This is a genomic window from Janthinobacterium sp. SUN026 (assembly GCF_030397625.1).
Taxonomy (GTDB): domain Bacteria; phylum Pseudomonadota; class Gammaproteobacteria; order Burkholderiales; family Burkholderiaceae_D; genus Janthinobacterium; species Janthinobacterium kumbetense.
The window spans coordinates 341,371-353,146 of record NZ_JAPQNU010000005.1; the positions used below are offsets into that span (position 1 = coordinate 341,371).

8 protein-coding genes are annotated in these 11,776 nt (G+C 66.2%); 5 read left to right on the forward strand and 3 right to left on the reverse strand.

From position 1 onward, the window contains the following. Position 1: 1 nt before the first annotated feature. Positions 2-1,228 (reverse strand): exonuclease SbcCD subunit D C-terminal domain-containing protein, encoded by a 1,227-nt coding sequence (locus tag OX459_RS22520; RefSeq protein ID WP_289906616.1) that lies wholly within the window; start codon positions 1,226-1,228, stop codon positions 2-4. 82 nt (positions 1,229-1,310) lie between these two features. After that, a complete protein-coding gene (locus OX459_RS22525) occupies positions 1,311-4,331 on the reverse strand; it encodes a PAS domain-containing protein (protein ID WP_289906618.1) in 3,021 nt (1,006 codons plus the stop codon). Between the two features lie 282 nt (positions 4,332-4,613). Between OX459_RS22525 and OX459_RS22530 the strand changes: the two genes are divergently transcribed. After that, the gene (locus OX459_RS22530; RefSeq protein WP_034755042.1) at positions 4,614-4,985 is read left to right on the forward strand and encodes a YajD family HNH nuclease; all 372 of its coding nucleotides are present in this window, start codon (positions 4,614-4,616) and stop codon (positions 4,983-4,985) included. Positions 4,986-5,008: 23 nt separating this feature from the next. Further along, the gene (locus OX459_RS22535) at positions 5,009-5,677 is read left to right on the forward strand and encodes a response regulator (RefSeq protein WP_099664720.1); all 669 of its coding nucleotides are present in this window, start codon (positions 5,009-5,011) and stop codon (positions 5,675-5,677) included. A gap of 61 nt (positions 5,678-5,738) precedes the next feature. On the opposite strand, the gene OX459_RS22540 is transcribed toward OX459_RS22535, so the two are convergent. Continuing rightward, positions 5,739-7,772, reverse strand: a complete 2,034-nt coding sequence (locus OX459_RS22540) for a TonB-dependent receptor (RefSeq protein WP_289906738.1) — start codon at positions 7,770-7,772, stop codon at positions 5,739-5,741. 282 nt (positions 7,773-8,054) lie between these two features. Between OX459_RS22540 and OX459_RS22545 the strand changes: the two genes are divergently transcribed. From OX459_RS22545 to OX459_RS22555, 3 genes are all read left to right on the forward strand, one after another. Further along, a complete protein-coding gene (locus tag OX459_RS22545) occupies positions 8,055-9,407 on the forward strand; it encodes an ATP-binding protein (RefSeq protein ID WP_289906620.1) in 1,353 nt (450 codons plus the stop codon). Between the two features lie 62 nt (positions 9,408-9,469). Further along, complete coding sequence (locus tag OX459_RS22550) at positions 9,470-10,753, forward strand: crosslink repair DNA glycosylase YcaQ family protein (protein WP_289906621.1); 1,284 nt, start codon at positions 9,470-9,472, stop codon at positions 10,751-10,753. Next, entirely contained in the window at positions 10,750-11,742 is a 993-nt protein-coding gene (locus OX459_RS22555) for a DUF2804 domain-containing protein (RefSeq protein ID WP_289906622.1), read from the forward strand. The genes OX459_RS22550 and OX459_RS22555 overlap by 4 nt, the downstream gene beginning before the upstream one ends. Positions 11,743-11,776 lie beyond the last annotated feature (34 nt).

Consider the following 11,776-nt stretch of genomic DNA (forward strand, 5'->3'; position numbering starts at 1 on the left):
GTCAGGCGCCGGGCAGCAGCAGTTCGGCCAGGGCCGACAGTTGTTCGGGCGGCGCTTCCTTGCCGTATTTTTGCAGGTACAGGCGTCGGAAGATGTCGTCGGGCTGCAGCTGGCTCAATTGGTCCAGCGTCATGTTGTCGGGCGCGCTGCTGCGCGCGGCGCTCGACGTTTCGATCTTCGCCAGGCGCACCTGCTTGCCGTCGAGCGCTGTTTCGATGCGCGTGCGCAGGCCCGGTTCCGGCGCATCGAGGCGTACGCGCACTTCCAGGAAGGGCTGCGCTTCGGGTGCGGCGGCGGGTACGTCGAGGGCGGCCAGCTGCGCCAGCACCTCGTCGATCGGCGCCGGCGTGGCGGGCACGCGCAAGAGGGGCACGGCACGCGGCACCTCGATGGTGCGCATGTCCTTCAACTGTTCGCCATCGATGTCCAGGCACAGCACCTGATGGCGATAATTGACTTCGGCGAAGGACAGGGGAATCGGGCTGCCGCAGTAGCGGATATGTTCCTGGCCGCCCACGGCCTGCGCCTTGTGCAGATGGCCCAGCGCCGCATAGGCGATGGCGGCGTCAAAAATCCCCGACGGCAGCATTTCCGTGCCGCCGATGACGATGCGCCGCTCGGAATCGTTGGACATTTCGCCGCCCACCATGTGGCAGTGGCCCATGGCTACGATGGCTTGGCCGGGCTGGCGACGCGCCAGCGCCAGGTCCGCCAGCTGGCGGTACAGCAGGGCGATGCCGCCCAGGTAGGCGTCCTGGGTATCGCCGGCCGGCAGTTTCGGCACGTCGCCGGGACGCAGGAAGGGCACGGCCAGGCACCAGGCTTGCACTTGCCCATCGGCGCCCGTCAAAGGCAGCAGCAGGCGCTCCAGGTCGATCTGGCCATCTTCGTCGCGCAGCAGATTGCCGATCACGTGCGTGCCGTGCGCGGCCAGCAGGGGGCCGGGCGCTTCGAGCCGTCCCGCCGAATCGTGGTTGCCGGCGACGACGACCAGCTGCAGCGCTGGCAGGCGCGCGCGCGCCTGCTGCAGGAAGACGTACAGCTGCTTTTGCGAGGCGGCCGACGGGTTGGCGTTGTCGAACACGTCGCCGGCAACGAGCAGCACGTCGACCTTTTCGGCCACGAGCGTGTCGAGCAGCCAGTCGAGGAAGCGCTGGTGTTCGTAGCCCCGCTCGTAATTGTGCAGGGTCTGGCCCAGATGCCAGTCGGAAGTGTGCAGCAGGCGCATGGTGGGCCAAGGGTAGGGAAGACAGGCGCCAATATAGCAGGAATGATAGGGGTCAGACCCGCGCCAGGCGCCAGCGGCCATATCAAGTGGTCAGCATCCCGGCGCGATAGGTATTCCGGCCATCCTGCTTGGCCTTGTACAGCAGCACGTCGGCCCGCTGCAGCAGCACGGCGGGGGAAATGTCTTCGTCGCGATAGAAAGCCAAGCCGATGCTGGCGGAAATGCGCACGGTGATGCCATCGAGTTCGAACGGCTGCTGCATGGCGGCGACGATTTTTTCCGCCAGCACGGCCGCGTCCTCGGGCCGGGTGATCTGTTCCATGATGATGGTGAATTCGTCGCCGCCCAGGCGGGCGACGATGTCGGTGACGCGCATGGTTTGCGTCAGGCGCTGGGCGAAGGCGCGCAGCAGCGCGTCGCCGGTGCCGTGGCCGTGCGTGTCGTTGACGGGCTTGAAACGGTCGATATCCATGTACATGACGGCCATCAGGTGCTGATGCTGGCGGCTTGCGTGCATGGCGTCGCTGAGTTTTTGCTGGAATCCGGCGCGGTTCGACAAACCCGTCAGCGCATCGACCTGGGCCAGTTTCAGCAGGCGCTGTTTTTCGCGCTTTTGCACGGTGATATCCTGGCGCATCACGTGAAAGCCCACCACCTGCAGCTTGTCTTCGCCGATCTGCGGGATGTAGATCACTTCCAGGCAGCGCTCGATGCCTTCCTTGTCGTCTTCTTCCTCGAAGCTCAGGGTTTCGCCCGCCAGCACTCTTTCGATGTACGGCGCCACCGTGCGGTAGCGCGCCTCGCCCACCGTGTCGCGCACGCTCTTGCCCAGCGCTTGCCGGCCCGTCAGGCCGAATTCGCGTTCATAGGCGATGTTCAGGAAGCGGTAGACCTGGTCGGCGTCGATGTAGGCGATCATGGCCGGCAGTGTGTCGGCGATGGTGCGCAGGCGCGCTTCGCTTTCCAGCAGCGCCACTTCCGATTCGCGCAAGATGGTGATGTCGTCCAGGCTGCCCACGTAGCCTTCGATCCGGCCGTCGATGAGGATGGGGGCAATTTTGACGGAGACCCAGACCAGCCTGCCGTCGCGGTGCAGGCAGCGCAGGGTGGACTGGAACGGCGCATGGCTGCGCGTGAGCTGTTCCAGCGCCACGTGCATCAGCGGATAGTCGTCCGGGTGCAGGGCGCTGGTCCAGCCGGCGCCCAGGGCGGCCGCGCGCGGCAAGCCCGTGATCGATTCGAAGGTGCGGTTGACGTAGGTGCAGCGGCGCTGGCGGTCCAGGCGCACCAGGCCGAGCGGGGAAGCGTCGTTGACGGCGGCCAGTTCGGCCTGTTTCTGGCGCAGTTCCAGTTCCTGCTGGCGGCGCTGCGAGATATCCTCGGCGATGCACAGGATATGTTCGATCTGCTGGCGCTCGTCGAACACGGGCACGGAGACGGCGCGCAGGTAGCGCAGGCTGCCATCGAACAGGCGCAACGGCTTTTCCGTATGGTCGATGACGCCCCGCTCGGCCAGGATGGCGCGGTCGTCCTCGGCGTCGTGCAGGCCGAAGTCGGGCGGGAATGCCTGGCAATCGGTCCTGCCGATGACGTCGGCGGCCAGGTGGCCGGTGATGTCCTCGGCCGCCTTGTTCCACACTTCCATCTGGCCGAAATTTTCCGGGCGCGCGCTTTTTACATAGACCAGCACGGGCAAATGGTCGATCAGCGACTGCAGGAAGCTGCGGTTGTCCTGCAGCGCCAGTTCGTCGTGCTTGCGCGCGCTGATGTCGCGCGAGGTGACGGCCACGCCATCGGCGATCGGCACCACCTGGTGGCGCAGCCAGCGCGTGCCGCCCGAGGCCAGCGGCAGTTCGAATTCATCTTCCAGCGGCTGGCCCGTTTCCATCACCAGCACGAAGCGCTTGAAGAAACGCTCGCCGCGCAGCAGCGGTATCAGCGGCAGCACGCGCTGGCCCAGCAGTTCGGAGCGCGGCTTGCCCAGCATGTCGGCGGCGCGCTCGTTGATGTCGGCAAAGGTGAAGTCTTCCACCGGCTTGCCCGGCGCGGCGCGCCAGGCTTTCAGCAGCAGCACGGCATCGAGGCTGCCCTGGTGCGCCGCGCGCAGCAAGGCTTGCGTTTCCGTGGCCTGGCGGATGCTGCGGCGCAGGCGCGCGCTCTGGCGCATCAGCAGGGTCGTAAAGCCGGCAATGAGCACGCTGGCGGCGAGCAGCGCGCCGACATATATCAGGCGGCGGTGTTCGAAGCGCGTCAGGGCGACGGCGCGGCTCACGCCCACCACGGCCAGCAGCGGGTAGCGCGGCAGCTCGTGGTAGCTGTAGATGCGGGACGTCGCGTCGACGGGCGGCTCGATCAGCAATTCTTCGGCGGCGTGCTGCGGCGGTCCCGGCATGCGGAAGTCGATGCGGTCGCTGAGGATCAGTTGTTCGCCGATGCGCCCCGCCGTCAGGCCGCTGTCGCGCGCCACCAGCATCAGCGCGCCCTGTTCATCGAGGTTCAGGCGGTCGTAATCGTCGACAAAATACGTGGGGTCGACGAGGATGACGATGGCGCCGGCAAAGCGGCCTTGCGCATCGTTCAGGCGGCGCGCCAAGCGGATGGTCCAGTGCTTGCCGCCCGCGTCGAGCATGGGCGTGTCGACCAGGGCCGTGTCGGACGCATTCGCGGCCAGCGCCTTGAAAAATGCCTGGCCGGCCAGGTTTTCCGGCAGGTAGGCGTTGGCGCTGTCGAGCACATTGCCCTGCGCATCGACGAGGGCGATCGGCAATGCCAGCTTCGACGGCAGCACGCTGTCGAGCAAGCCCTGGCGGCGCGTGAATTCGTTGAGGCGCAGGCCGCCGTCCGTTTCCTCGTATTTGAGCTTGAACAATTGCGTGGCGTGATCCGTCTGGCGCAGGGTGAAACTGGTATGGTCGGCCAGGGTCCGCGCCAGCGACTGGCTGACGGCCACGGCGTCGCGCACGGCGCTGGCCCGTTCCTGGCCCACCTGGTAAAAGACGGCCGCCCACAGCGCCAGCAGCAGGATGAGCGCGAACAGGGGCACCAGGCTGAGACGGTACAGGCGGCGGGCAAGGCGTTGCAGGGGTCTTGTTATCGCTATCACGGGCGCTTGCAGGCTATATTCATGGAAAAGGGGAGGGGCAGCGTGGCGCGCATGATAGCCGAAATCGGCCGCCTTGCGCGTCAGCGTGTTGCCGCCGCTGCCATCGTCTGTTCGTCGTCTGTCGCTGGCCTTATTTTGCTTTAAATCAAGTAGCCGTGGTGCCGCGCACGCTAAAAAAAGCACGCCGGCGGCGACACGGGCTGGCGCCGTGGCAGAAAAAGTACAATTGCGCCCCCATCCTCATTAAAATGGATGCTTCTTCCTCCCATATCGAAAGTTGTCATGCAGAGTAAAAAGCCCGACGCGGCAAGACTGGACAAGATCGTGGCTGAAGCGCGCCGCGCCGCCGACCAGCGCGAGAGCGGCTACCGCGAGCGTTCGCTGAAGATGTACCCGTGGGTCTGCGGCCGCTGCATGCGCGAATTCACGCGCGCCAACGTGCAGCAGCTGACGGTGCACCACCGCGACCACAACCACGACAACAATCCGCCCGATGGCAGCAACTGGGAACTGCTGTGCCTGTATTGCCACGACAATGAGCACTCGCGCTACCTGGAAGCGGACCGTGGCGCCGGCCTGCTGTCGGCCGAGGTGGCGCCCGCCACGCACAATCCCTTCGCCGCGCTCGCTGGCCTGATCAAGAAAAAGGACTGAGCGGCCCGTCCGCCTCCCACCCCATGCGCATCTTGCTGACCGAAGACGACCCGCAGCTGGGCCGCGCCACGCAGATTGGCCTGGAACAGGCCGGCCATGCCGTCGACTGGGTCACGAGCGCCGAACACGCGCACACGGCCGTGCGCCTGCACGACTATGGCTGCATTTTGCTGGACCTGGGCTTGCCGGGACAGGATGGCATGCAGGCGCTGGGCGTGCTGCGCGACAATGGCTACAGCGGCGCCGTGCTGGTCGTCACGGCGCGCGACCAGGTGGGCGAGCGCATCGCCGGGCTCGACGCGGGTGCCGATGACTTCATCGTGAAACCGTTCGACCTCGACGAGCTGGCCGCGCGCATCCGCAGCGCCTGCCGGCGCGCCGCGGGCCGCCTGCGCGAGCACCTCGTGCACGGCGACCTGGTGCTCGATATCGCCGACCGGCAGGTGACGCAAGGGGGATTGCCCGTGATGCTCACGATGAAGGAATTTCGCATCCTGCAATTGCTGCTGGAACACGGCGGCAGGGTGCTGAGCCGGGAACAGCTGGAGAAAAACCTGTACAGCTGGGGCGATGAAGTGGAAAGCAATGCCGTGCAAGTGCATATCCACCACCTGCGCAAGAAGCTGGGGCGGGACTTGATACGCACCGTGCATGCGATCGGTTATTGCATTGATAAAGCGCAAGCGGCCTGATGAAAAAACGGGCTACCCTGAGGCAGCCCGTTGGCATCAATGATGCGGCTGGATTAGCGCATCAGAAATCGACGGTTGCCGACAGCCACAGACGGCGGCCGTCCAGGCTGTTGACATAGCGGTTGGCGTAGGTCAGCGTCGGTGCGCGGTAAGGCTGGTAGTCGACGAAGTCCTTGTTGAGCAGGTTGTACACGGCCGCGTTCAGGGTGACACGCTTGTTTAGCTGGTAGCTGCTGCCCAGGTGCAACATGGTGTAGCCCTTGTAGTCGCCCAGCGCGGCCTTGGCGGCGCGCGTGGAAGCGGAGGTGCCCGGATCGCGGAAGCGTTCGCTGCGGTACTCGGCGCGCAGCCAGCCGTTCCATTCGCGCGAGATATCCCAGCTCAGGCGCGCGTTGACGGCGTGCTTGGGCGTGTCGCTCAGGGGCTTGCCCGCGTTGCTGCCACTCTTCTGTTCGCTTTCCGTGTACGTGTAGTTGGCGCTGGCCGACAAGGTCTTGCCCAGCGGGAAGCGCGTATTCAGTTCGACGCCGCGCGTGACGGCCTCATCCACGTTGACCGACTGGCCGAACGCATCGACGTTGGGCCAGTTGCCGAAGCTGACGCAGCCGGGACGGTTCGGCGAGGGACGGTAATCGCAGTTGACGAGGCCTGTGCCCGTCGTGATCTTGTCCTTGAATGCATTGTTGAACAGGGAGCCGCTGGCGGTCCAGCCGGCCAGGTTGTCGAAATACGCGCCGATTTCCGTCGTCGTGCTCGTTTCCGGCTTCAGGTTCGGGCTGCCGACGAGGGGGATCGTGCCCTGGCCGCCGAAACCGTTGATGCCTGGGGACAATTGTTCCACGCGTGGCGTCTTGTAGCCCTTGCTGACGCCGCCCTTGACGGTCCAGCTCGGGTTGGCGTTCCACACGGCATAGGCGCGGGGGCTGGTCTGGCCGCCGAAGATGCTGTGATCGTCATAACGGGCGCCGAAGGTCAGCGCGACATTCTCCAGCACCTGCCATTCGTCTTCCACGAACAGGGCTTTTTGCGTGAATTCGAATTTCTTTGGCGCCACGCCATCCGTCATTTCCGCTTTCCACCATTGCGCGCCGACGGTGGCCATGTGTTTGCCCAACGGCAAGACCAATTTGGTGTCGAACACCTGGCTTTCCACTTCCAGGGTGCGCGCGCTGCCGGCGACGGCGCCGGGCGTGCCTGGCGGAATCGTGCGACCCAGGGTTTCCGTCTTGTTCACCATGTAGCTGCTGTCCAGGGTGCCGAAGCCGAAGCGGCCCGTGTGCGACAGCGTCCACTGGTCGCGGTTGTATTTCTGCTCGGGACCGTAGCCGCCCTGCAAGCCCAAGGTGCCCAGTTGCTTCTTCGAATTGTCGTAGGTCTGGCGGCCCGCATCCGCGTCGAGGATGACGGTGTGGTAGCGGTTTGGCGTGAAGGCCAGGCGCGCGCCAAAGTTTTCGATGTCCGCGCGCACGGGATTGGCGCCCATGTTCGGCACATTTTCCGCACCGGCCGCGTCGTTGTAGCGGATGTGGGCTGCATCGCGGCGTTGCTTGCTGCCGCGCAGGGATAGGCCCAGCAGGTCGGTGGCGAGAGGGCCGCTCAGGTAGAAGCGGCCGCTTTTCACGTCGCCGAAATCGGACTCTTCCTGCAAGGTGTAGTCGGCCGAGATGGAACCCATCCACTGCTTGCCCACCTTGCGCGTGATGATGTTGATCACGCCGCCCATGGCGTCCGAACCGTACAGGGTCGACATGGGGCCGCGGATGATCTCGATACGCTCGATGGCGGCCAGCGGCGGCATGAAGCTCGTCTGCGTGCCGCCGAAGCCGTTCGGCGTGACATTGCCGGCCGCATTCTGGCGGCGTCCGTCGATCAGCACCAGGGTGTAGTCGCTGGGCATGCCGCGGATGCTGATGTTCATGCCGCCCGTCTTGTCGCCCGCCGCGCCCACGTCGATGCCTTCCACGCTTTCCAGCGCCTGCGTCAGGTTGCCGAAGCGTTCCTTCGACAGTTCTTCACGCGTCAGCACGGTGATCGAGGCGGGCGCCTGCTTGATATCCTGCTCGAAACCGGAGGCGGAAACCACCACTTCCGGCATGCTGGCAGGCGTGCCCGTCTGGGCGTGAGCCGGCAGGCAGGACAGGGCGGCCAGGGCCAGGGCCAGGGCCAGGGTGGTGGGACGCGGCAGGCGCGCGCGGCGGGGGCTGTTGGACATGCAAACTCCTGAGGGTGAATGAATTATTGGTCTGTATTCTTGAGGTAATGGGAATCATGAAGGCAATAAGAATCATTTACAATTGCAGGCATGGCTTCCCAAAAAATATTTCGCTCCGGATCTTGCGCAGAAGTTCTTAAGAGATTCTTAACGGCTGGCGGCGGCGTGAAAAGCTGGTCGCTGCGGCGCACCCTGCTGGCCGTGCTGCTGGGCCTGACCCTGGCCCTGTGGGTGGGCAGCGCCGCCATCGTCTACGTGGAAGCGCGCCGCGAAAGTCAGGAATTGTTCGACCAGTCGCTGATCGAAACGGGCCATTTGCTGCTGTCGCTGGTGGAAAAGGATGCGCGCGAGCATGGCTTGACGGGGCCTATCGACCTGCCGCTGCGCGGCCATCCGAATCCCCACCAGTATTTGCTGTTCAAGGTGCGCGACGCGCAGCAGCGCGTCCTGTACCGCAACGACGCGGCGTCCGACATCGCCCTGTCGCGCAGCGCGCCGGACGGCCTGTCGTGGACCAGCATCGGCGGCCAGCGCTGGCGTCTGTTTTCGCTGTGGGATCCGCAGCGCAGCCTGCAGCTGCTGGTGGCCGAACCGACCAGCCACCGCGACGACATCAGCCGCGGCTTCTTTTACCGCATCGCGCTGTTCGGCTTGCTACTCGTGGCGCTGGCCACCATCGCCATCTGGTGGAGCATCCACCGCGTGTTTCGCGTGCTGCAGGCGTCCGCCGACGAAGTGTCGGCGCGCACGCCCGACGAACTGACGGACGTGCATGTGCACGGCGCGCCCTCGGAGCTGCATCCGCTGCTGCTGGAAATTAACCGCCTGTTCGGCAGGGTGAGGCACAGCCGCGACAACGAACAGCGCTTCACGGCCGATGCGGCGCACGAGCTGCGCACGCCGCTGGCCGCCATCAAGACCAATCTGCAAGTGCTGCAGCGGGCCCGCAGCGCGGACGAACGCGAGGAATTCATCGCCGCCCTGGGCGCCAGCGTGGAGCGCGCCACGCGCCTCGTCAACCAGTTGCTGGCGCTGGCGCAGCTCGATCCGCAGTCGCAGGCAGAGACGGCGCTGGCGCCGGGCGACCTGGCGCAGCTGCTGGCAGCGCAGGGGGCGCAGTGGCAGGCGCTGGCCGCGCCGTACCAGTTGTCGCTGGCGGTCAACGTGGCGCCGGCGCCCTGCGCGCTGCATGCGGACAGCCTGCAGGTGCTGCTGCGTAACCTGGTCGACAATGCGCTGCGCTATACCCCGGCGCCGGGCGCTGTCGAGATCAGCTGCGGCGTGGAGGCGGGGCGCAGCTACCTGCGTGTGGCCGATACGGGGCCGGGCATCGCCGAGCAATGGCACGCGCGCGTGTTCGAACGCTTCGTGCGCTTGGGCGGCAGCCAGGTTCCCGGCAGCGGGCTGGGCCTGTCCATCGTGCGCCGCATCGCCGAGCGGCATGGCGCGCAGATCCTCCTCGGCGCCGGACTGCAGGGCCGGGGGCTGGCGGTGACGGTCGTGTTTCCCGCAACGTAGCGGGCGCGATCCGATAGCGATAAAACGCCCAAGGCGTGTGCAGAATGCGGTATCTTTCTGTTATGCACAGCCCATACCAGCCCATTCCTTTCGATCCCCCCGCTTTATCGCTGGCCGCCGCGCGCGCGCTGCACCTGGCCGCGCAAGGCTTGCTGCAGGCGCGGCGCAAGAAAGCCGTGAAGGCGGACGTGGTGGCCGCCGTGCGGCAGATGGGCGTGCTGCAGATCGACACCATCCACGTGGTGGCGCGCAGCCCCTACCTGGTGCTGTGGAGCCGGCTGGGCGACTATCCGCAGCCGTGGCTGGAGCAACTGCTGGCCGAGGGCGCGTTGTTCGAGTACTGGGCGCACGAGGCTTGCTTCGTGCCCATCGAAGACTATGGCCTGTACCGCCACCGCATGCTGGATCCGGCCGCCATGGGCTGGAAATACTCCGTCAAATGGATGGCGGAGCAGGGAGAGGCCGTCGCTTCGGTGCTGGAGCACATCCGCGCCAACGGCGCCGCGCGCTCGGCCGACTTCGAGCGCACGGATGGCCAGGCGGGCGGCTGGTGGAGCTGGAAGCCGGAAAAGCGCTCGCTCGAAGTCCTGTTTACATCGGGCGTGCTGATGATCGCCAAGCGCCACAATTTCCAGCGCTATTACGACCTGGCCGAGCGCGTGCTGCCGGACTGGCACGACGGCTTGCTGCCGTCCGAGGAGCAGGTGCGCCGCCGGCTGCTGCTGGCCAGCGTGAAGGCGCTGGGGCTGGCGCGGGCCAGCTGGATCAGCGACTACTTCCGCACGAAGCAGTCGCGCGCCAGCCTGGCGCGCGATCTGCAGGCGCTGGTGGACGAGGGCGCGCTGCTGCGCTGCACGGTCGATGGCTGGAGTGATGCCGTGTACGTGCATGCCGGGCATGGGGACTTGTTGCGCGACGCGGCGGCCGGCAAGCTGGCGCCCACCCTGACGACGATCCTGTCGCCGTTCGATCCCGTCGTCTGGGACCGGCGCCGCGCCCTGGAATTGTTCGGCTTCGACTACCGGCTCGAATGCTACACGCCGGCCGAAAAGCGCCGCTATGGCTATTTCACCTTGCCGATCTTGCGCCGCGGCGCGCTGGTGGGGCGCCTGGACGCCAAGGCGCACCGCGCGCAGGGGCGCTTCGAGATCAAGTCGCTGGCGCTGGAAGACGGCGTGCGCCTCAGTGCCCGCCTGGCGCAGGACGTGGCCGGCGCCGTGCAGCGCCTGGCGCTCTGGCATGCCTGTCCGGATATTGATATTGCGCAGACGCAGCCGGCAGCCTTCGGCGCGCTGCTGGCCCAGGCCCTGCTCGACGGCGGCGCTGCCGCAAGGCGGGCCGCATGATGCTGCCACCGGCTCCTCCCCAGCTGCTCGACGCCGATGGCGTCCCCTGCTTTGGCCGCTACACGGGCCAATTGAACGCCTTTGACTGGGCCGCTCTGGCGCCACCCCACGCGCGCGGCGCCCTCTGGCGCCTGTTCCACCACAAGCGCTGGCATTACGTGGCCCTGTCCACGCCGACGCTGTTCTGCGGCGTGGCCATCGTCGACCTGGGCTGGACCAGCACGGCCTTCGCGTATGCCTTCGACCGCCACAAGGGCAAGATTGTGGCGGCCTTTTCGCAGGATGGCGTGCCGGGCTTGAGCGCCACGGTGGCGCCGCATGCGGGCGCCAGCAGCCGTTTCCGCTTCCTCTCGCAAGTGATCTCCATCGAGGCCCAGCCCCAGCAGCGCTATCGATTGCTGCTCGATTGCGGCCATTTCGGCATCGATGCGGAATTCGGCCCGCCCGTGGCGCCCACCTTGCTGGCCGTGGGGCCCGTGGGCGAGGGCGGCAGCGTGCATGCGACGCAAAAGTCGGGCGGCTTGCCCCTGTGGGGCACCGTGCGTTGCGGCGCCATGGGCTACAGCTTGGACGACGGCGTGGCCAGCTTCGATTATTCGAATGGCTTGCTGGCGCGCGAAACGGAATGGCGCTGGGCCTCGGCGCACAGCCTGGACCTGGGTTTCAACCTGCAGGCCGGCTATTTCGGCGCGCATGAAAACGCGCTGTGGCTCGATGGCCAGCTGTATCCGCTGGGCCGCGCGCATTTCGACTTCAATCCCGACAACCCGCTGGCGCCGTGGCATGTGTGGACGGACGACGATTTGCTGGACCTGCACTTCAAGCCGGAAGGCGCGCGCCGCGAGGATAAGAATCTGTGGATCGCCGCAAGCCGCTACATCCAGCCCATCGGCACCTTCAGCGGCTGGGTGCGCACCAGCGCGGACTCTCCCAAGCGCATCGTGGCGCAGCTGGCCGGGGTGACGGAAAGCCACCGCTCGCGCTGGTAGGGGCACGCGGATTTTTCGTGAAATGCAGCGCAAG

Coding starts and splice junctions, on each gene's coding strand:
- OX459_RS22550 (WP_289906621.1), top strand. CDS start 9,470: ATGCACAGCCCATACCAGCCCATTCCTTTCGATCCCCCCGCTTTATCG.
- OX459_RS22540 (WP_289906738.1), bottom strand. CDS start 7,772: ATGCCGGAAGTGGTGGTTTCCGCCTCCGGTTTCGAGCAGGATATCAAG.
- OX459_RS22520 (WP_289906616.1), bottom strand. CDS start 1,228: ATGCGCCTGCTGCACACTTCCGACTGGCATCTGGGCCAGACCCTGCAC.
- OX459_RS22555 (WP_289906622.1), top strand. CDS start 10,750: ATGATGCTGCCACCGGCTCCTCCCCAGCTGCTCGACGCCGATGGCGTC.
- OX459_RS22535 (WP_099664720.1), top strand. CDS start 5,009: ATGCGCATCTTGCTGACCGAAGACGACCCGCAGCTGGGCCGCGCCACG.
- OX459_RS22530 (WP_034755042.1), top strand. CDS start 4,614: ATGCAGAGTAAAAAGCCCGACGCGGCAAGACTGGACAAGATCGTGGCT.